The sequence below is a fragment of the Stenotrophomonas sp. VV52 genome (assembly GCF_002893095.1).
In the GTDB taxonomy this organism is placed as follows: domain Bacteria; phylum Pseudomonadota; class Gammaproteobacteria; order Xanthomonadales; family Xanthomonadaceae; genus Stenotrophomonas; species Stenotrophomonas aracearum.
The window spans coordinates 45,489-65,860 of record NZ_PKQQ01000014.1; the positions used below are offsets into that span (position 1 = coordinate 45,489).

The following is a 20,372-nucleotide window of genomic DNA, read 5'->3' on the forward strand; positions in this document are numbered from 1 at the left end:
AAAGCGGGCCAAGGACGTCTGGGCAACTCTTGAGTTTGAGCGCTGGTTCGCAGTCTCGTTCTGAGATGGGTACGTACATTCCACTCAGCCTCTCCTTCGGATGGAACATGCATGGAACTGATCAGGCCCCTTGCCATCAACATGAATCGCCTGCGCAAAGAACGGGGCCTCACACTCTCTGGACTAGCGCAGCGTAGCGGGGTGTCCAAATCGATGCTGCTTTCGATCGAGGCCGGTGTGAGCACACCAACTGTCGATTCCCTATGGGCGATTGCCAACGTCCTGGACGCGCCATTCGGCCAGCTTCTGCAGAACGGTACGGAGGGTGTTGGTGGCTTGGTGGGTGCAGACGCGCATGTCCGGTTGATGGATCGCATGGAAGACGACTCCGGCGGCGTCCTTGAGGTCTACGATATGACCATTGAGGAGGGAAAATCCAAGGTATCAGCTGGTCACGCACCTGGTGTCCGCGAAAAGCTGATAGTCACTCGGGGTCGGATGCTGGCGGGCAGAAAGATTTCGCCGAAGCTTCTGGACACTGGCGAATTCCATGCGTTCGAGGCTGACGTTCCACACATCTATTCCGCGATCGAAGGCCGCGTGCAAGCGATGGTGTTTGTAGAGTACCCGGCGCTTTCTACGCGTGAAACGGTGCACTCCCACCACCTCGAGTGGCCGCGGGATGACGCCGCGTGGGATGGCGCACGATGTGTCGTTGATCGCGTGTGCATTGAGGTTGCCAATGGGTCCGCCACTCAGATGATCAGGTTCAGGCTCAGCAGCGCCGCGCCCGAAGAGCATCTTCGAGAGCTGCGCGCCGAGCTCATGGATGCCCCCCCGATGGCATTCAAGAGCCCAGTTATGATCATCTCGGAAATTGATGAAGACGGTCCATTCATCGCAGTTCTGCCGCAACGTTTCACTCGAGCATTCGAAAGGTCATCCGACCACTCTTTGAGACTGACCTCTCTCGCCATTGCCGCTTCCGAGATTTCGAAAATGGTCGAATCTCCGCTATGTCCTGAAAGGCCGGATCTGGTGAAGTCTGAGCCGCGTGGGATCAGTTGGACTCTCGAGTCTGTCTTCTCCGAGCTTGCCCTTCATGAGGGTGAGTTGCGCCTTCCCTTCCAGCTTCAGGAGATGACCACCCGCAGTCAGGGGTCCGTCCCAAGTTCCACGGACGATGAGTCGTTTTCGAGCCGAATTCAAGTCGACCACTATGATGCATTCGAACTTCTTCATCCCGCTTATGCGCGGCAAGTGGTGGCGATGGCACAGGACATCGCGGACTTTCTGCCAGCGGCATCGCTTTGCGTGCTGCCGACTATAGATGTAGGTACGGGTCCTGGCGTACCGCTATTGATGCTGCAGGAAATGCTTCCTAACTTGCGGCCGTTGGCAGTTGAGCCCGATCCAGTGGCTTACGCTTGCTTGGAGGTTAATGCACGTTGTCACCCGGAGATTAAGCTACATAGGGGTGGGTTCCTTGAACTCGATCATTCGGATGGCACTTGCCAGCTGATCACATCAGTAGGCTCTTCGCATCACTTCAACACTGCTTTCATGCTTCAGAAGGCGATGCGCCTGCTTGGAAATGATGGTCTCTTCTGCATAGCAGACGAGTTCTTGCCACCATTTCACGATGTACAAAGCAGAAATCAGGCCTTGGTTCTCCACCATTCAAACTACATCCTCCAATCAGCGTCCTTGCTCGAACGTGGGGGACACGACGGGCAGGATGTAGAGGATCGCGAACTCTTTACGGCATTCCGTTCCCATTTGGTGCCTGCAGTTATGCACGCCCAGCGAGGTCACGTCCTCCAAGCGGAACGCCTTTGTCGCAAGCTTTTTCTGCTGGTCAGTCAGGCTGATCCGAGCAAGAGAGTGCTCGATGCAGTCAGCGCTTACACGCGATTCTTCTGGTTGGAGCTTCAAGCCATGGTTGCAGGCTTCGATTACGAAGTAGAGCGAAAGACCCACGTACGGCGCTTCCAGGAACTGGCAGCTGCGACCGGATTCGAGATCGTCAGGCATCGACGAGTCTTTGCTACGCATGGAGACGACGATCGCGACGGTGGTACCCACCTGATCACCTTGCGCAAGCCGTAAGCATGTCCGGCAGGTATTCTGGCGCTTTCTCGCGCGGTGTGTTCAATAGCTTCTCTGTGGGGGTTGGCTACCTCCCCATTGGTTTTTCCTTTGGGGCTGCCGCAGTTCAGTCTGGCCTACCTGAGACAGCTGCGCTACTGATCTCGATGTTGGTCTATGCAGGTGCGAGCCAGTTCCTGCTGATCTCACTTGTAACCGCCGGAGCGGGTTTGTTGACAGCTGTTCCAACGGTCTTGCTGATGAATGCCCGACACCTGCTTTACGGACCAACGCTGGTGTCGGCCATTCCTGAGAAGCACGCCAAACTGGGATCGCCTTGGCTCGCCTTCGGGTTGACCGACGAAGTGTTCGCCACTGCGATGAGCAGGTTGCCGTCGGTCGCGCCTGAGCACCGTGACTACTGGGTGCTCGGTCTTCAGGTTGGTGCCTACATCGCGTGGGCCGGTGGCACCGCGCTTGGCGTTGTGTTCGTGCGCGAGGTGGATCACTGGCCGGAGGCAGTACGCGATGGCCTGGGCTTCGTGCTGCCGTCATTGTTCCTGGCGCTGCTGCTTGAGACAGGCCTGCGGAGGTGGTGGGCGTCGATACTTGCCTCCGTCGTGGTGGCTGCCATTCTCTGTTCGTTTGTAGCGACTCATCATGCGTTGGCCCTGGGCATCCTGGTCGGTGCGCTGTCGCACGGGCTGGTTTCGCGGATGGCGCGCGAATGAACGAGATGATTTGGCTGATTGCCCTGTGCGGGATAGGTACGTTCCTGCTTCGCTGGTTGCCCCTTTGGCGTGCGCGACGTCAGGGAAGGACTGGAAGAGGCGCTGACGGTATGGAGCGGTGGTTGGTTGGCGTTGGACCCGCTGCCATCGCCGCGCTTCTAGTCGTTGCGCTTTGGGATGTACTGGAGACCGATGTCCGCGCCGGCCGGATATCGTCGGTGGTCGCGGCACTGGCGTGCGTATGGGGAGCTCGCTGGCTACGGGGAGGCGGTATTGCGATTCCTACACTCTCGGGCGCGATTGTGTTTGGTTTGCTGAGCTATTGGCTGGTTTAGCCGGCTTCTTCAGGGATCACGACACGCATGGCGTGTCGCTACTTGCCTATGCAGAAGCTGGAGAAGATGCGGCCCAGCAGGTCGTCTGCGCTCATCTGCCCGGTGATCTCGCCCAGTGCTTCGTGTGCCAGCCGCAATTCCTCGGCGGCCAGCTCCAGGTGCTCGTGCACCAGCTCGCTTTCGGCGCGCTCTGCGTGGCCGATGGCCAGGGTGATGGCTTCCACGTGACGCGCGCGGGCGGAGAACTCGCCTTCGACGCTGTCGCCGGCGCTGCCGCTGGCCAGTTCGCGCAGGCGGGTGTGCAGGCGCGCCAGGCCCTGGCCGGTGGCGGCCGAGACGTGCACGACGTTTGCGTCGATGTCAGCTGGCAGGGTTTCCAGCAGGTCGCTCTTGTTGTGGATCCACAGCTGCAGCGGGACGTCGGCGATGGCGTCGGCCACCGCGGCGTGGCCGGCCTGCGGGTCGCGGGCGTCGACCACGATGATGGCCAGGTCGGTGCGCTGCATTTCGGCGCGGGCGCGGCGCATGCCTTCGCGCTCGATGGCGTCGCCGCCTTCGCGCAGGCCGGCGGTGTCGACCAGGGTCAGCTCGAGGCCGTCGATGCGGATGGTTTCGCGCAGGGTGTCGCGGGTGGTGCCGGCGATGTCGGTGACGATGGCGCGTTCGCTGCCCGCCAGAGCGTTGAGCAGTGAGCTCTTTCCCGCGTTCGGCGGACCGACCAGCACCGCGTGCAGGCCATCGCGCAGGCGGCGGCCGCGTTCGGCGTCGTCGCGCAGGGTGACCAGCGCGCGCATCACCTCGCCGAGCCCTTGGCGCACCTGGTCGCCGCCCAGGGTATCCAGCGGTTCGTCGGCGAAGTCGATGGCGGCTTCCACATGGATGCGCAGGCGCACCAGCTGCTCGCCAGCATCTTCGACCCGGCGTGAGAACACGCCGTCCAGCGAACGGCGTGCGGCACGCGCGGCGCGGGTGTCGCTGGCGGCGATCAGGTCGGCGATGGCTTCGGCCTGGGCCAGGTCGAGCTTGCCGTTGAGGAAGGCCCGTTCGCTGAACTCACCGGGGCGCGCCTGGCGCGCACCGAGCGCGATGCAGCGCGCCACCAGCTGCTGCAACACGACCGGGCTGCCGTGGCCCTGCAGTTCCACTACGTCTTCCCCGGTGAAGCTGCGCGGATTCGGGAAATACAGGGCAATGCCGTCATCCAGGACCTCGCCGGCCGCATCGCGGAAGCGGGCGTAGTGCGCCTGGCGCGGCTGCAGGTTCGGGCAGCCCAGGTCAACGGCAATGCGCAGTGCCTGCGGGCCGGACACGCGCAGCATGCCCACGCCGCCGGCGCCGGGCGCGGTGGCGATGGCAACGATGGTCTCGGTGGTCGCGTTCATGGCTCAGAGCTTCTCCAGCTGGGCGCGGGCCTGCGCAGCGCCGCTGCCTTGCGGCTGCAACGCCAGGTAGGTGGTGTAGGCCTGCTTCGCCTTGGCCTTGTCGCCCGCGTTGAAGTACGCGTCGCCCAGGTTGAGGTGGGCCACGGCGCGCGACGGGTCGATCTTCAGCGTGTTCTCCAGCCAGCGCGCGGCTTCAGCGTAGCGCTGCTGGCGGTAATAGACGAAGCCGAGGTTGTTGGCGGCCTGGGCGAAGTCCGGGCGCAGCTTGAGCGCCTCGGTGAACTGGGCCACCGCTTCGTCATAGCGCTTTTCCCGGTACAGCTGCAGGCCGCGGTCGTTGGCCTGCTGTGCGCGCTGGCGGTCGGAGGTGGGCACGGCGGCCGGTACCACCAGCGTGCTCCTGCCCCCCTGCAGGTCGGCCACGGTGACCGGGGCCTTGTCGGGTGCGGCGTCCTTGGCGGCATCCACCTTGTTGTTGAGCGCGATGGCGTCCGCGGTCAGCTGGCTGGTATCGGCGTTGAGGTATTCCTGGCTGTCGGGCACCTGGAACACGAACTCGCCGCCCTGCGAGCCGGGCAGGCTGCCGAACGCGGGGGTCTGGCGGGAAACCGCCGACACCGCCGGCGCCACATAGGCGGCCAGCTCGGTGCCGGTGATCAGGCCGTCGCCGTTGAGGTCGCCCTTGCCGGCCAGCGCCTGCAGCAGCACCCAGGTGAACACCGAGTGGCCATTCGGGCCGCTGTCGGCCACCTGCTGGTCGCTGCCGCCGGCGGTGAGCATCTGGCGGGCGCTGCGGCGCGCGTTTTCGCGCAGGAACGCCGACGAGGCCGGCCCACCGCGGGTCAGGCCCAGGCCGCTGTAGCAGGCATCCATCACGAACATCACGTGTTTGGCCTGCATGCTTTCGGCGATGTTCTGGATGTCGGTCATGGCGATCGCGTCGGTGGCGAAGGCATTGGGATCCGAATCGACCGGGATGATGTAGCCCAGGTCGCGCCCCGACGCCAGGCGCTGGGTGGCGCCATGGCCGGCGAAGAACACGAACACGCGGTCGTTGCGGCCGGTACGGTCATCGGCCAGGCGGTCGTGGAAGGCGGCCAGGATGTTGTTGCGGGTGGCCTGCTGATCCTTGAGCACGATCACCTGCGAGGACGGGAAGCCGAACTGCCCGGTCAGCGTGTCGGCGATGGCCTGCGCGTCATGGCTGGCGTACTCCAGCTTCGGCCATTTGGCGTACTGGTCGATGCCGATCACGATCGCCCACGACTTCTCGTAGCCGGTGGTGACCGTGGCCTCGCTGGCGGCGGCATTGCGCGCGCGGCTGACGGTGAATTCGCGGCCGTTCCAGCCGGCGAACTGGTAACCCTCGGCGATCAGCCGGTCCAGGATCTGCGGCAGCGCCTTCACCGCACGGTCGTGGATGTCGTGGAACAGGATGATCCCGCGCTGTTCCTTCTGCACCTGGCCCAGCACGCGCTGCACGATCGACTCGGGCACCGGGTCGGCCCAGTCCATCGAGTCGATGTTCCACATGATCGACTTCAGGCCGGCTTCGTTGAGCAGCTGCAGGCCTTCGGCATTGCGCGCGCCATAGGGGAAGCGGAACAGCGGTGCGCGGCGCGTGTCCACGTCCTTGAGCAGGGTGTCGGTGGCCAGCACCTGCTCGCGCAGCGCGTCGCCGGTGGTACGCGAGAGCTGGGCGTGGGTCAGGCTGTGGTTGCCCACGGCATAGCCCTGCTCCATCAGGTTGCGGCTGATGCTCGCCATGGGACCCAACTTGATGCTGCCGTCGGCGTGCACCTCGCCGAGGTTGCGGCCGACTTCGAAGAACACGCCGGGCACGTCGTAGCGCTTGAGGATGGCGACTACGTCGTCGGTATAGGCCTTGTGCGGACCGTCGTCGAAGGTGAGGACCACGGTCTTGGGCGGCAGGTCGCGGCCGAAGATTTCGCGGTCGCTGTCCTTCATCGACATCGGGTAGGGTTCGATCACGCCGTAGTCGCGCAGGATCGCGTCGCGGCTGTACTGCTTGTGCAGGTGGGCGATGTAGTCGTGCCACTTCTCGCGCTTCAGTTCAATCGCACGGGTGCGGTCGAAGCGGCTGAAGATGCGGGTGATTTCCTGGTTGTAGGTGCGCTCGATTTCATCGAGGGCGTCCAGGTCTTCACCGATGCGCTGGTGCAACTTCACCGCCGGCAGCGAGGAATCGGCGCCGACGCGCTCGTGCAGGTCGCGCAGGACTTCGCGGAACGCCAGGCGGTCGGCGTCGAACAGCTCCGGGGCCGATTCGATGTAGTCCAGTACCGTGCCGAGGGTGGTGAAGCGCTGCGGGTTGGCGCTGCGCAGCAGCTGGTCGAACTGGGTGGCAATGACCGTGCGCTGCTCCAACCCGTCGTGGAACAGCTGCTGTCCGATGCGGCTGGAGGTCTCGCGATCGCGCGCGGACTGTTTCTCTTCGTCGGCGAGCAGCACGATGATGCGGCGGTGGCCGTCGAGCTGCTTCTGCAGGGCGGCCAACAGGGGTGCGGCGGCCGGATCGGCGGCAGCGGCCGCCTGCGCGCTGGGTTGCTGGGGCGTAGATGCGCCCGGCGCTGGGCTGTCCGTGTCGTTTCCGCAGGCGGCGATGGCCAGGGTCAGCAGTGCGGTGATGGAGAAGCGGAACAGCGACGGCGCGCGGGGCATGGGCAATCCATTGGGGGGTGCAGCGGGTGGCGTGCCCGCGATTGTATCGCCGGCAAAGAAAAACCCGCCGGGTGGCGGGTTTTTCCGATTATTTCTTGGCGGGTGCCGGCACCGGGTCGCTGCCGTGGCGCTTGGTCATCCACCACTGCTGCAGCAGGCCCAGGCCACCGTTGACCACCCAGTACAGGACCAGGCCGGACGGCATGAAGGCCATCATGACGCCGAAGATCAGCGGCATCATCTGCATCATCTTGGCCTGCATCGGGTCCATGCCCGGGGCCGGGGTCAGCTTCTGCGTGGCCCACATCACCGCGACGTTGATCACCGGCAGGATGAAGTACGGGTCGCGCGCGGTCAGGTCCTGGATCCAGCCGAACCACGGCGCCTGGCGCAGTTCCACCGACTCCACCAGTACCCAGTACAGCGCGAAGAAGATCGGCATCTGGATCAGGATCGGCAGGCAGCCGCCCATCGGATTGATCTTTTCCTTCTTGTACAGCTCCATCATCGCGGTCTGGAACTTCTGGCGGTCATCGCCATAGCGCTCCTTGAGCTGCGCGATGCGCGGCTGGAAGCGACGCATCTTGGCGCCGCTCTTGTACTGCGTGGCCGAGAGCGGATACAGCACCAGCTTCAGCAGCACCACCAGGCCCACGATGGCCCAGCCCCAGTTGTTGACGACCTTGTGGACCTGGTTCAACACCCAGAACAGGCCCTGGCCGATCACGGCCATGATCGAGAAGCGGCTGTAGTCGACGACGCGGTCGAGGCCCGGCACGTCTTCCTTGGCGATCTGGTTGACCAGCTTCGGACCCACCCACAGGCGCGCCTCGGTGCTGGCCGTGCTGCCCGGGGCCACGGTGAACGCCGGGCCGGTGGCCTGGATCTGGTCGCGACCGTCATGCTGGGACAGCTGGTAGTTCGCGGCCTGGTCCTTCTGCGGCACCCACGCGGTGAAGAAGTGGTGCTGCAGCATCGCCACCCAGCCACCGGTGACCTGCTGGTTCAGCGGGCCGTCTTCCAGGAAGTCCTTGAACGCACGACGCTGGTACTTGCCGTCGTTGTCGAACCAGGTCGCGCCGTTGAAGCTGAACGAGTCCGGGTTGGTCATGCTGCGCGAGAGGATGGTCGGGGTACGGTCCAGGGTGCGGTACACGTAGCCGCTCCACGGGGTGGTACCGGCATTGACGACCTCATCCTTGACCTTCACCGCGTACTCGTTGCGGTTGACGGTGAAGGTACGGCGGATGGTCACGCCGTTCGGGCCGTTCCATACGAACGGGATCTGCAGCTCGTCCTGGCCCTTGGCCAGCACGAAGTCCTTCGCATCGCCGACCAGGGTGAAGCCACTGGCTTCCGGCACCGGCATGCTCTTGTCCTGGCTGGTCCAGCCGGTCACCGCGCGGTACGGGTGGGCCGGGTCTTCGGTCAGCAGGCGGACCGGCGGGCTGCCTTCGGCCTTGGTCTGCGGGAACTGCAGCAGCTCGGCGTCGAGCACGTTGCCGCCATCGAGCACCAGGCGCAGCACGTCGGTGGTCACGGTCACCCGCGGAGCGCCGGCGGCGGCCGGCGCGGTGGCCTGCACGGCCGGGGCGCTGCCCGGGGCCTGCGGCACGTTGGCGCTGGGCACGGTGCCGGCAGCGCCCGGGACAGTGCCCTGGGTCTGGGCGGCCACCGGGGCGGTCGGGGCCGGCGCGGACTTGTCGCGCCCCCACTCCATCCACAACAGGATGGCCACCATCAGCCAGGCAACAATCAGGAAAACGCGGGTCTGGTTCATCAGCGTGCAGGCTCGACGGGGCTGGCACCAGGTGCCGGCTCGGACTGGGAAGGGGGTAGCGGCGGCATTGTGCCGTCCGCGCCAGGCATGGGCAATGCGCCCAGCCGGCGCAACAGGCGCTCGAAGGCCTGGCGGATCTCGGTATTGCTTGCGGTACGGGCCGCGCTGCGGGCTACCACGACGTAATCGCCGGCAGTCATCCACGGTCGCAGGTGGCGTGTGGCTTCGCGCAGCACACGCTTGATTCGGTTGCGACCCACGGCTCGGGGATCGACTTTGCGCGAAACGGCAAGACCCAGCCTGGCCGGCGTGTCGCTCTTCAGCCAGTGCAGGGTCATCAGCGGTTCGGACACACGGCGGGCGCCGTCGAAGACCGTTGTATATTCGGCACGCGTACGAACCCGCGCCGAGCGAGGGAATCGCTTGCGCGGGTCGGAACTGCTCACAGTCAGGATTGCGTCTGCCGCGGGAAGCGGCATCGCAATCAAGCGCTCAGGACTTTACGGCCCTTGGCGCGGCGACGCGACAGGATCTTGCGGCCGTCAGCGGTCTTCATACGGGCACGGAAGCCATGGTCGCGCTTACGCTTGAGGTTGCTGGGTTGGAAAGTGCGCTTGGTGGCCATGCGGGGCCTCTATGAAGGGGACGGAAAGAGCCGGAAAGTCTATAGGGCTACAGATGGCCACGTCAAGCCTGTGTCACTACGGGATTTCATCGGCCTGTGCAATAGCTGTGGATCATTTTGTGAATAACTTCGGGACAAGCATTCCCGGACCCGGGCGTCGGTGGTAGTCTGCGCCATCCATTCTTTCCCCTTCCGGCCTGCGCTGCTGCGGTTTTCCACGCGCATGCGCCGGCCCCAGACGATTATTGCCGATGGATGCCTGGTCACGTTGTCTCGAACGCCTTGAGGCGGAGTTCCCGCCCGAAGATGTTCACACCTGGTTGAAGCCGCTGCAGGCCGATCTGCGCGCGGACAGCCTGGTGCTGTATGCCCCGAATGCCTTCATCGTGGACCAGGTCCGGTCGCTGTACCTGCCCCGGATCAAGGAACTGATGTTGCATTTCTCCGGTTCGGGCGACGTTTTTCTTGATATCGGGTCGCGTCCGCGCGCCGTGGAGGCGCAGATCGCGCCAATTTCGACCGTTTCCGCGCCTGCCGCGGCGGCCGAGCCGCTGGTGCCGTTCGCCGGCAACCTGGATTCCCACTACACCTTCGCCAACTTCGTGGAAGGCCGCAGCAACCAGCTGGGCCTGGCCGCGGCGTTCCAGGCGGCGCAGAAGCCCGGCGACCGTGCGCACAACCCGCTGCTGCTGTACGGGGGAACCGGCCTGGGCAAGACCCACCTGATGTTCGCCGCCGGCAACGCCATGCGCCAGGCCAATCCGGCCGCCAAGGTGCTGTACCTGCGCTCGGAGCAGTTCTTCAGCGCGATGATCCGGGCCTTGCAGGAAAAGACCATGGATCAGTTCAAACGCCAGTTCCAGCAGGTGGACGCGCTGCTGATCGACGACATCCAGTTCTTCGCCGGCAAGGACCGCACGCAGGAAGAGTTCTTCCACACCTTCAACGCCCTGTTCGACGGCAAGCAGCAGATCATCCTGACCTGCGACCGGTATCCGCGCGAAGTGGAAGGCCTGGAAGCGCGCCTGAAGTCGCGGCTGGCCTGGGGCCTGTCGGTGGCGATCGAGCCACCGGACTTCGAGACGCGCGCGGCGATCGTGCTGGCCAAGGCCCGCGAGCGTGGTGCGGAGATTCCCGACGATGTGGCGTTTCTGATTGCCAAGAAGATGCGCTCCAACGTTCGCGACCTCGAGGGCGCGCTGAATACCCTGACCGCCCGCGCCAACTTCACCGGCCGCGCGATCACCACCGACTTCGCCCAGGAAACCCTGCGCGACCTGCTGCGCGCCCAGCAGCAGGCGATCAGCATTCCCAACATCCAGAAGACCGTGGCCGACTACTACGGGCTGCAGATCAAGGATCTGCTGTCCAAGCGTCGTACCCGCTCACTGGCCCGTCCGCGACAGGTCGCCATGGCCCTGACCAAGGAACTCACCGAGCACAGCCTGCCTGAAATCGGCGATGCCTTTGCCGGTCGCGACCACACCACGGTGCTGCATGCGTGCCGGCAGATCCGGACGTTGATGGAGACCGACGGCAAGTTGCGGGAAGACTGGGACAAGCTGATCCGGAAGTTGAGCGAATGATGCACGCACGCCACCCAAGCGTCATCGCATAAAACGGTGCAAAATCCGGGTGTAAGCGAGGGACAGGTTGTGGATAAAAACGACGTTTGAGCCGGGCCTATTTTTATCCACAGCTTTCCCCACCCCTTGGGGGGCAGTAGTGCAGAGAGTTTCAAGGCTATAAAGTTCTTTATTTACAAAGACTTAGCTATGTTTTCCAGCGATTCTGGCGCTACCAGCACCACCAAGCTTTTGATTTATTCCACATTTTTTTAAAGCATAGGGGCACGGAACCACATGCGTTTCACACTGCAGCGCGAAGCCTTTCTCAAGCCGTTGGCACAAGTCGTCAACGTGGTCGAACGCCGCCAGACCTTGCCGGTTCTGGCTAATTTCCTGGTCCAGGTCCAGAACGGCCAGCTTTCGCTGACCGGTACCGACCTGGAAGTGGAGATGGTGTCGCGGATCGCGGTGGAAGATGCCCAGGACGGCGAGACCACCATCCCGGCACGCAAGCTGTTCGAGATCATCCGCGCCCTGCCCGATGGCAGCCGGATCACCGTCTCGCAGAGCGGCGACAAGATCACCGTCCAGGCCGGGCGCAGCCGTTTCACCCTGGCAACCCTGCCGGCCAACGACTTCCCGTCGGTGGACGAAGTGGAAGCCACCGAGCGCGTTGCGATTGGCGAGGCGACCCTGAAGGAGCTGATCGAACGCACCGCGTTTGCGATGGCCCAGCAGGACGTCCGCTACTACCTCAACGGTCTGCTGTTCGACCTGCGCGGTGATGCCCTGCGCACCGTGGCCACCGACGGCCATCGCCTGGCGCTGTGCGAAACCGACCTGGAGAAGGCCAGTGGCGCCAAGCGTCAGATCATCGTGCCGCGCAAGGGCGTGACCGAGCTGCAGCGCCTGCTGGAAAGCGGCGATCGCGAGATCGAACTGGAAGTCGGCCGCAGCCACGTGCGGGTCAAGCGCGACGATGTGACCTTTACCTCCAAGCTGATCGACGGCCGTTTCCCGGATTACGAGGCCGTGATCCCGATCGGCGCCGACCGCGAAGTGAAGGTGGATCGCGAAGCCCTGCGCGCCTCGCTGCAGCGCGCCGCGATCCTGTCCAACGAGAAGTACCGCGGCATCCGCGTGGAAGTCTCGCCGGGCAACCTCAAGATCAGCGCGCACAACCCGGAGCAGGAAGAAGCCCAGGAAGAGATCGAAGCGGACACCACCGTCAGCGATCTGGCCATCGGCTTCAATGTGAACTACCTGCTGGACGCCCTGTCTGCCCTGCGCGACGAACATGTGGTCATCCAGCTGCGCGATTCGAACTCCTCGGCCCTGGTGCGTGAAGCCAGCAGCGAGAAGTCGCGTCACGTGGTGATGCCGCTGCGCCTCTGACCTGTTCCACGTGGAACAGCGTTGAAAGAAACCCGGCCGAGTGCCGGGTTTTTTTTTGCCAGCACGTTCCACGTGGAGCATCGCCGCCCAGGCACGAGCCACGAGCCATCTAGCGTAGAGACACGCCACGCGTGTCTGGCTCTCAACGTCAGAAAGCGCACCCCGGTGGAGCCACGCCCTGCGTGGCTGCCCTTCCCGCTTTGGGTTGCCTGGTCCAACGCAGACACGCATGGCGTGTCCCTACGCGTGGTCTTCGCGGTGCGGGTTTTTCAAACCCTTGGATCACAGCTCTATGCTTTAAAAACTGTATATAAATCTAAAGCTAGGTGGTGATGGTAGGGCCAGATTTGGTTGAAAACTACCTCATCTTGTTGAATGTAAAGGGAAATACAGGGCTGAAACCCCCTGTAAAAAGGCCCCTGAAGGTGAGGGTCAGCCTGTGGATATGTTTCAGGCGCGGATTTGGCGGACTTTTTATCCACAACCTGCCCAGCGCTTGTGCATAAGTCATACAGGCCGCGTGTGGGTAAGTCGAACCGCATTGTGCTGGATGTTTCACGATCTGTGGAACCTGGCCGGGGCGTGGCTCGCAGATTTCAAAGAATGTGGTCCTTGGATCAACCGATGTCCTTCCCAGCGGCCTGGTAGAGCCTGAAATTCTTTGAAATCTGCAAGGCAGAGGCCCTGCCCATCCTCCAGATTTCAAAGAATTCCGGGTCGGTGCACGCCATGCGTGTCCGGTGAAGAGCAGCCACGCAGGGCGTGGCTCTACCGGTCGGTATGGATTTGGTCGGGAAGGCAGACACGCATGGCGTGCCTCTACAATGGCGGGATGCATATTCGCCGTCTTTCCCTCCACAACGTTCGTCGCTTCGACAGCGTGGAACTTGCTCCACAACCCGGCATCAACCTGATTACGGGCGACAACGGCGCCGGGAAGACCAGCGTGCTCGAGGCCCTGCATGTGATGGCCTATGGCCGGAGTTTCCGAGGACGAGTGCGCGATGGCCTGGTGCGACACGGGCTGGAGGCGCTGGATGTGTTCGTCGAGTGGGATGAACAACGCGGTGGCGCCGAGTCCCCCACCCGCCGCAAGGCCGGCCTGCGGCATAGCGGCCAGGATTGGAAAGGCCGGCTGGATGGCGAAGACGTCGCCCAGTTGGGAAATCTGTGTGCAGCGCTGGCAGTGGTGACGTTCGAGCCTGGCAGCCACGCACTGGTGAGTGGCGGCGGTGAACCACGTCGCCGCTTCCTCGATTGGGGACTGTTCCACGTGGAACCAGACTTCCTGGCGTTGTGGCGGCGCTACTCGCGCGCGCTCAAACAGCGCAACGCCCTGCTCAAGCAAGGTGGGCACCCGCACGCGCTCGATGCCTGGGACCACGAGCTCGCCGAGGCGGGCGAACCGCTCACCAGCCGCCGCCAGCACTATCTGGACAGACTGCAGGACCGTGCGGTCAGCCTGGCGCAGGACCTGGCGCCGAATCTGGGTATCCAGTCGCTCAACCTCAGCCCAGGCTGGCGCAAGCAGGACCTGTCCCTGTCCGACGCGCTGCTGCTGGCGCGCGACCGGGATCGCCTGGCGGGTTACACCTCGGTCGGTCCGCACCGCGCAGACTGGAGCGTGGGCTTTGCGAGCATCCCGGGCCGCGACGCGCTATCGCGTGGGCAGGCCAAACTCACCGCCCTCACCTGCCTGCTGGCCCAAGCCGAGGATTACGCCGAGCAGCGCGGGGAATGGCCGGTGATTGCACTGGACGACATCGCGTCCGAGCTCGACCGCACCCACCAGGCCCGGGTACTGGACCGTCTGCGGACCGGCCCGGCGCAGATCTTCATCACCGCCACCGAAACTCCGGCAGCACTCGAAGGCGGCACCGACATCACCCGGTTCCACGTGGAACATGGGCAGGTTCTGCCTGTGCCATAGTGCGGGCAGGGGCGGAAGCGCCCGGCTGGTATAATTGCTGTTGCAACCCCTAAACCCATCGGCGCCCTGCCCCACGGCGGTGGCCCGACCTGCGGAGCCTATGGCAAGCGCGATGACTGAAGAACAGAACACTCCGGCACCTACCGGCAATTACGACGCCAACAGCATCACCGCACTGGAAGGCCTGGAGGCGGTCCGCAAGCGCCCCGGCATGTACATCGGTGACGTCCATGACGGCACCGGTCTGCACCACATGGTGTTCGAAGTCGTCGACAACTCGATCGACGAAGCGCTGGCCGGCCATGCCGACCACGTCGCGGTGACGATCCACGCCGACGGCTCGGTCTCGGTGTCCGACAACGGCCGCGGCATTCCCACCGGCAAGCACGCGCAGATGAGCCAGAAGCTGGGTCGCGAAGTGTCCGCTGCCGAAGTGGTCATGACCGTGCTGCATGCTGGCGGCAAGTTCGACGACAACAGCTACAAGGTCTCCGGCGGCCTGCACGGCGTGGGTGTCAGCGTGGTCAACGCGCTGTCGCAGAAGCTCACCCTGGACATCTTCCAGGGCGGCTTCCACTACCATCAGGAATACGCCGATGGCGCGGCGGTCAGCCCGCTTGCGCAGGTGGAAGCCAGCACCAAGCGTGGCACCACCCTGCGCTTCTGGCCGTCGGTGACCGCGTTCCACGACAACGTCGAGTTCCACTACGAGATCCTGGCGCGCCGCCTGCGCGAGCTCTCGTTCCTGAACTCCGGGGTCAAGATCGTGCTGGTCGACGAGCGCGGCGATGGCCGTCGCGACGACTTCCACTACGAAGGCGGCATCCGCAGCTTCGTGGAGCATCTGGCCCAGCTGAAGACCCCGCTGCATCCGAACGTGATCTCGGTGACCGGCGAGTCCAACGGCATCACCGTGGAAGTGGCGCTGCAGTGGACCGATTCCTACCAGGAAACGATGTACTGCTTCACGAACAACATCCCGCAGAAGGACGGCGGTACCCACCTCGCCGGATTCCGCGGCGCGCTGACCCGCGTGCTCAACAACTACATCGAGCAGAACGGCATCGCCAAGCAGGCCAAGATCAACCTGACCGGCGATGACATGCGCGAAGGCATGATCGCGGTGCTGTCGGTGAAGGTGCCCGATCCCAGCTTCTCCAGCCAGACCAAGGAAAAGCTGGTCAGCTCGGACGTGCGTCCGGCGGTGGAAAGCGCCTTCGGCGCGCGCCTGGAAGAGTTCCTGCAGGAAAACCCGAACGAAGCCAAGGCCATCGCCGGCAAGATCGTCGACGCTGCCCGTGCCCGCGAAGCCGCGCGCAAGGCGCGCGACCTGACCCGCCGCAAGGGCGCGCTGGATATTGCCGGCCTGCCCGGCAAGCTGGCCGACTGCCAGGAGAAGGATCCGGCGCTGTCCGAACTGTTCATCGTCGAGGGTGACTCGGCAGGTGGTTCGGCCAAGCAGGGCCGCAACCGCAAGAACCAGGCGGTGCTGCCGCTGCGCGGCAAGATCCTCAACGTGGAACGCGCACGCTTCGACCGCATGCTCGCCTCCGACCAGGTCGGTACCCTGATCACCGCGCTGGGCACCGGCATCGGGCGTGACGAGTACAACCCGGACAAGCTGCGTTACCACCGCATCATCATCATGACCGACGCCGACGTCGACGGCGCGCACATCCGTACGCTGCTGTTGACCTTCTTCTACCGGCAGATGCCGGAGCTGATCGAGCGTGGCCACGTCTACATCGGCCTGCCGCCGCTGTACAAGATCAAGCAGGGCAAGCAGGAGCTGTACCTGAAGGACGACCCCGCGCTGGACGCTTACCTGGCCAGCAACGCGGTTGAAAACGCCTCGCTGATTCCGGCCGAGAACGAGCCGGCCATCGAAGGCGTTGCACTGGAGAAGCTGCTGCTGGCCTACGCCTCGGCGCAGGAAGCGATCGGCCGCAACGCCCATCGCTACGACCGCCAGCTGCTCGAAGCGCTGGTCGACTTCACCCCGATGGACCTGGAGCACCTGCGCAAGGCCGGCGAAGGCGAAGGTCTGGCCGCACTGGCCGCGCGTCTCAACCAGGGCAGCCTGGGCTCGCCGCGCTTCAGCCTGGAACTGCAGGAACCGACCGAGCAGCGCCCGGCCGCAGTGCTGGTCACGCGTCGCCACATGGGCGAGGAACTGGTCCAGGTGTTGCCGCTGGCCGCCTTCGAAACCGGCGAACTGCGTGCCCTGCACCAGTCGTCGCTGCTGCTGCACGGCCTGATCCGCAGCGGTGCGAAGATCGTGCGTGGCGCCAAGTCGTCGGAGATCACCGGCTTTGCCGAGGCGCGCAACTGGCTGCTGGACGAAGCCAAGAAGGGTCGCCAGATCCAGCGCTTCAAGGGCCTGGGCGAAATGAATCCGGAACAGCTGTGGGACACCACGGTGAATCCGGATACGCGTCGCCTGCTGCAGGTACGCATCGAAGATGCCGTGGCTGCCGACCAGATCTTCAGCACCCTGATGGGCGATGTGGTGGAGCCGCGCCGCGACTTCATCGAAGACAACGCCCTGCGGGTCGCCAACCTGGATATCTGACACAATCGGGCCAGGGCCGGCCGGTTGCGACCTGCAACCGGCCCGGCTGCCGCCTCTTGCTGCCAGGAACCCGATGTCCGCTACCGCCCCGGCGTCCACGACGCCTCCGCTGCCCCCCGCCGTTCCCAAGGCGCCTCAACGGAAGCCCGGTTCCCCGATCGCGGGGTTCCTGATCGATCTCGGCATCGGCACGCTCGCCCTGCTCGGGTTGAGCATGGCCAGCGGCCTGCTGTGGGGCATGTACCGCGCGATCATCGTAGTGCGCGACACCGGCGCGCAGCCGGCCGAAGCGCTCGCCCAGCACGTGGGCCAGCCGGGCGCACTCGCGCAGATCCTGATGGCCCTGTTCGCCACCGGTGGCGCTGCGGTATTCCTGTACTTCCTGCGCCGACGCGCCGACGCCGCAGAACGCAGCGCCTCGTTCCAGGCCGCGCGCCGTCCTTCGACCTGGGGCTGGACCCTGCTGGTAGCGGCGTGCGTGGTGATCGGCAGCAATGGCATTGCCTGGCTGGCCCGGCAGGCGGGCATCGAACCGGTGCCCACCAACCTGGCCCTGATGGAACAGGCGCTCGCCCGATTCCCCTGGTTCCTGGCCCTGTTCGCCATCGTGCTGGCACCGGCCTACGAAGAGCTGCTGTTCCGCCGCGTGCTGTTCGGCCGTCTGTGGAAGGCCGGCCGGCCATGGCTGGGCATGCTGCTCAGCAGCCTGGCTTTCGCATTGGTCCATGAAGTGCCCGGCACCAGCGCCAACGGCCCGTGGGAAATCGCCCAGCTGTGGCTGGTGTACGGCGGCATGGGCGCGGCATTTGCCTGGCTTTACCAGCGCACCGGCACCTTGTGGGCGCCGATCGTCGCGCACGCGCTGAACAACGCGATCGCCCTGGCTGCATTGGTTTTCCTGGGCATCCACTGACCTCTCGCCGGCTTGACGAAACCTTACGTACAGTCGGCCACACTGCTGACATGAACACGGGAGTCCCCGCTTTGAAACCCCTGCTGCTCGGACTTGTCATCACCCTGCTGGTCAGTGCCTGCGCCACCACCACCTCGCCCACCGGGCGACGCCAGATGGTGGGCGGCGTTTCGCAGGCCGAGCTCGACCAGCTTGGTGCCAAGGCATTCGCCGAAACCAAGCAGAAAGAAAAGATCAGCAGCGACGGCCGCCAGAACGCCTACGTGCAGTGCGTGGTCAACGCGCTGGTTGCGCAGTTGCCGCCTCAATACCAGGGCGTACGGTGGGAAACCGCCGTGTTCGTCGATGCCGAGCCGAATGCCTTCGCGCTGCCCGGCGGCAAGGTCGGGGTGAACACGGGCATCTTCAGCGTGGCCAAGAACCAGGACCAGCTCGCGGCCGTGATCGGGCATGAGATCGGCCATGTCATCTCGCGCCACCACGAAGAGCGCCTGACCCGCCAGATGGGGGCGCAGACCGGCCTGGCCGTGCTCGGCGCGCTGGCCGGCGCGGCCTACGGCGACGGCGCCGCGAGCACCGTCAACCAGCTCGGCGGTGCGGGCGCCCAGGCGGCGTTCCTGCTGCCCGGCTCGCGCACCCAGGAGAGCGAGGCCGACGTGGTCGGCCAGCGGCTGATGGCCGAGGCGGGCTTCGACCCGGCGCAGGCGGTCAACCTGTGGCAGAACATGATGGCGGCCAGCGCGGGGCGCTCCCCGCAGTGGCTGTCGACCCACCCCGACCCGGCCAACCGGATCCGCGAACTCCAGCGCGATGCACCTGCCTTGACCGGTGTCTTCCAGCAGGCCCAAGCCGCCGGACGGCGCCCGAAGTGCGGGTGATTCGACTAAAGGATGCTGTGCTGCAGCATCGGAAACGATTTCTCACGCTGTCGGTTTCTGATACGTTTGGCGGCTCAGATTTTTCTGACAGTCCGTTTTGATGCCGCCACGGCGGTTTGACCGAGGTGAAAGATGATTTTCCGCAACCACAAGCAAGCCGTGCTTACCGTACTCATCGCGACCGCCCTCGGTGGCGTCGTGGTCACCGACGCCGTTGCCCAGAGTCGCAGCAGCGACCGCAGCAGCGATCGTCGTGGCAGCAAGAACGAGGCCAAGGCTGAAGCGTTGTACCCCAACGCCACCCGCCAGGAGCCGACCGTCAAGGCTTCGCCGAAGCTGGGCAAGCAGCTGCAGAAGCTGATCGACAGCTACAACGATCAGAAGTTCCCGGAAACCCTCGCCGCGGCCAATGAAATCCTGGCCAACAACGCTGCCAACACCTACGACAAGTCGCTGGCCGCGCAGCTCGCCTCGCAGGCGTCCTACCAGTCCGACGACAACGCCGCTGCCATCGGCTACCTGAAGCAGGTGCTGGAATTCAACGGCCTGGACAACAACGGCCACTTCCAGTCGATGCTGATGCTGGGCCAGCTGCAGATCCAGGACGACAAGACCGCCGAAGGCCTGGCCACCCTGGACAAGTACTTCGCCGAGTCCAAGTCGACCAAGCCGGAAGAGCTGATCATCAAGGGCCAGGCCCTGTACCAGCTCGAGCGCTACCAGGAGGCCATTCCGGTGATCAAGGCGGCCATCGCCGGCAGCACCGCGCCCAAGGACAACTGGAACCAGCTGCTGATGGCGGCCATGTCCGAAGCCGGCCAGACCGGTGAGGCAGTCAAGGAAGCCGAAGCGCTGGCGGCCAAGAACCCGAACGACAAGAAGGCCCAGATGAACCTGGCCAGCATGTACCTGCAGGCCGACCAGATGGCCCAGGCCGCTACGGTCATGGACAAGCTGCTGGCGGCCGGTCAGCTCAGCGAAGAACGTGAGTACAAGCAGGCCTACTCGATCTACGCCAACACCGAAAACCAGGAAAAGAAAGTCATCCAGGTGATCGATGACGGCCTGGCCAAGGGTGTGCTGAAGCCGGATTACCAGGTGTACCTGGCCCTGGCCCAGGCGAACTATTATCTGGACCCGCCGCAGGTGGACAAGGCGATCGACGCGTGGCAGAAGGCTGCCCCGCTTTCCAAGGACGGTGAAACCTACTTGAACCTGGCACGCGTCTTGCATTCTGAAGGGCGTACCGCAGAGGCCAAGCAGGCCGCCCAGCAGGCGCTGGCGAAGGGTGTGAAGAATCAGGCCGATGCGAAGAAAATCATCAACCTGAAGTAAGTAGGAATAACGCCTGAACGCCTGCGCCAGTGATGCGCAGGCGCTCAGGATTGGTATAAGCTTGGAGGTTCCTGCGGTGTCATGCACCGCTGATCATGGGTTACCTGCCCCGGGTACCCGGCCCCACTAATGAGCTCTTGGCGCATGACGGAACAACT

At 64.3% G+C, this 20,372-nt stretch carries 14 protein-coding genes; 9 read left to right on the plus strand and 5 right to left on the minus strand.

The window, feature by feature from the left end:
• Positions 1 to 111: 111 nt before the first annotated feature.
• Both C2U58_RS17960 and C2U58_RS17965 read left to right on the plus strand, forming a co-directional pair.
• The gene (locus C2U58_RS17960; protein WP_102947103.1) at positions 112 to 2,109 is read left to right on the plus strand and encodes a helix-turn-helix domain-containing protein; all 1,998 of its coding nucleotides are present in this window, start codon (positions 112 to 114) and stop codon (positions 2,107 to 2,109) included.
• Between the two features lie 2 nt (positions 2,110 to 2,111).
• Entirely contained in the window at positions 2,112 to 2,819 is a 708-nt protein-coding gene (locus tag C2U58_RS17965) for an AzlC family ABC transporter permease (protein ID WP_102947104.1), read from the plus strand.
• A gap of 373 nt (positions 2,820 to 3,192) precedes the next feature.
• Here the strand turns inward: C2U58_RS17965 and mnmE are convergent, their stop codons facing one another.
• From mnmE to rpmH, 5 genes are all read right to left on the minus strand, one after another.
• A complete protein-coding gene (gene mnmE, locus C2U58_RS17975; RefSeq protein ID WP_102947106.1) occupies positions 3,193 to 4,536 on the minus strand; it encodes a tRNA uridine-5-carboxymethylaminomethyl(34) synthesis GTPase MnmE in 1,344 nt (447 codons plus the stop codon).
• Between the two features lie 3 nt (positions 4,537 to 4,539).
• Positions 4,540 to 7,218 carry a polysaccharide deacetylase family protein gene (locus C2U58_RS17980; RefSeq protein WP_102947107.1) on the minus strand — a complete coding sequence of 893 codons (2,679 nt, stop codon included), beginning with the start codon at positions 7,216 to 7,218 and terminating at the stop codon, positions 4,540 to 4,542.
• Positions 7,219 to 7,306: 88 nt separating this feature from the next.
• Positions 7,307 to 8,998, minus strand: coding sequence for a membrane protein insertase YidC (gene yidC / locus C2U58_RS17985; protein ID WP_102947108.1), 1,692 nt, complete (start codon positions 8,996 to 8,998; stop codon positions 7,307 to 7,309).
• Positions 8,998 to 9,477: a ribonuclease P protein component gene (rnpA, locus tag C2U58_RS17990; protein ID WP_102947109.1), complete on the minus strand. Its 480-nt coding sequence runs from the start codon at positions 9,475 to 9,477 to the stop codon at positions 8,998 to 9,000. Before rnpA ends, yidC begins: the two co-directional genes overlap by 1 nt.
• Before the next feature lie 5 nt (positions 9,478 to 9,482).
• On the minus strand, positions 9,483 to 9,623 hold the full coding sequence (rpmH, locus tag C2U58_RS17995) for a 50S ribosomal protein L34 (protein ID WP_006404565.1): 141 nt from the start codon (positions 9,621 to 9,623) through the stop codon (positions 9,483 to 9,485).
• Between the two features lie 251 nt (positions 9,624 to 9,874).
• On the opposite strand from rpmH, the gene dnaA reads away from it, so the two are divergent.
• From dnaA to C2U58_RS18030, 7 genes are all read left to right on the plus strand, one after another.
• Entirely contained in the window at positions 9,875 to 11,209 is a 1,335-nt protein-coding gene (dnaA, locus tag C2U58_RS18000; RefSeq protein WP_102947110.1) for a chromosomal replication initiator protein DnaA, read from the plus strand.
• Between the two features lie 276 nt (positions 11,210 to 11,485).
• Positions 11,486 to 12,586, plus strand: a complete 1,101-nt coding sequence (gene dnaN, locus C2U58_RS18005) for a DNA polymerase III subunit beta (RefSeq protein ID WP_070208036.1) — start codon at positions 11,486 to 11,488, stop codon at positions 12,584 to 12,586.
• A gap of 832 nt (positions 12,587 to 13,418) precedes the next feature.
• The gene (gene recF, locus C2U58_RS18010; RefSeq protein ID WP_102947129.1) at positions 13,419 to 14,516 is read left to right on the plus strand and encodes a DNA replication/repair protein RecF; all 1,098 of its coding nucleotides are present in this window, start codon (positions 13,419 to 13,421) and stop codon (positions 14,514 to 14,516) included.
• A gap of 112 nt (positions 14,517 to 14,628) precedes the next feature.
• Complete coding sequence (gene gyrB, locus C2U58_RS18015) at positions 14,629 to 17,088, plus strand: DNA topoisomerase (ATP-hydrolyzing) subunit B (protein WP_102947111.1); 2,460 nt, start codon at positions 14,629 to 14,631, stop codon at positions 17,086 to 17,088.
• Positions 17,089 to 17,161: 73 nt separating this feature from the next.
• Positions 17,162 to 18,001 carry a CPBP family intramembrane glutamic endopeptidase gene (locus tag C2U58_RS18020; RefSeq protein WP_102947112.1) on the plus strand — a complete coding sequence of 280 codons (840 nt, stop codon included), beginning with the start codon at positions 17,162 to 17,164 and terminating at the stop codon, positions 17,999 to 18,001.
• 50 nt (positions 18,002 to 18,051) lie between these two features.
• Positions 18,052 to 18,879, plus strand: a complete 828-nt coding sequence (locus tag C2U58_RS18025) for a M48 family metallopeptidase (protein ID WP_102947113.1) — start codon at positions 18,052 to 18,054, stop codon at positions 18,877 to 18,879.
• Between the two features lie 132 nt (positions 18,880 to 19,011).
• Complete coding sequence (locus tag C2U58_RS18030) at positions 19,012 to 20,214, plus strand: tetratricopeptide repeat protein (RefSeq protein WP_102947114.1); 1,203 nt, start codon at positions 19,012 to 19,014, stop codon at positions 20,212 to 20,214.
• The last annotated feature ends 158 nt before the right edge of the window (positions 20,215 to 20,372 follow it).

Coding starts and splice junctions, on each gene's coding strand:
- C2U58_RS17960 (WP_102947103.1), top strand. CDS start 112: ATGGAACTGATCAGGCCCCTTGCCATCAACATGAATCGCCTGCGCAAA.
- C2U58_RS17965 (WP_102947104.1), top strand. CDS start 2,112: ATGTCCGGCAGGTATTCTGGCGCTTTCTCGCGCGGTGTGTTCAATAGC.
- mnmE (WP_102947106.1), bottom strand. CDS start 4,536: ATGAACGCGACCACCGAGACCATCGTTGCCATCGCCACCGCGCCCGGC.
- C2U58_RS17980 (WP_102947107.1), bottom strand. CDS start 7,218: ATGCCCCGCGCGCCGTCGCTGTTCCGCTTCTCCATCACCGCACTGCTG.
- yidC (WP_102947108.1), bottom strand. CDS start 8,998: ATGAACCAGACCCGCGTTTTCCTGATTGTTGCCTGGCTGATGGTGGCC.
- rnpA (WP_102947109.1), bottom strand. CDS start 9,477: ATGCCGCTTCCCGCGGCAGACGCAATCCTGACTGTGAGCAGTTCCGAC.
- rpmH (WP_006404565.1), bottom strand. CDS start 9,623: ATGGCCACCAAGCGCACTTTCCAACCCAGCAACCTCAAGCGTAAGCGC.
- dnaA (WP_102947110.1), top strand. CDS start 9,875: ATGGATGCCTGGTCACGTTGTCTCGAACGCCTTGAGGCGGAGTTCCCG.
- dnaN (WP_070208036.1), top strand. CDS start 11,486: ATGCGTTTCACACTGCAGCGCGAAGCCTTTCTCAAGCCGTTGGCACAA.
- recF (WP_102947129.1), top strand. CDS start 13,419: ATGCATATTCGCCGTCTTTCCCTCCACAACGTTCGTCGCTTCGACAGC.
- gyrB (WP_102947111.1), top strand. CDS start 14,629: ATGACTGAAGAACAGAACACTCCGGCACCTACCGGCAATTACGACGCC.
- C2U58_RS18020 (WP_102947112.1), top strand. CDS start 17,162: ATGTCCGCTACCGCCCCGGCGTCCACGACGCCTCCGCTGCCCCCCGCC.
- C2U58_RS18025 (WP_102947113.1), top strand. CDS start 18,052: ATGAACACGGGAGTCCCCGCTTTGAAACCCCTGCTGCTCGGACTTGTC.
- C2U58_RS18030 (WP_102947114.1), top strand. CDS start 19,012: ATGATTTTCCGCAACCACAAGCAAGCCGTGCTTACCGTACTCATCGCG.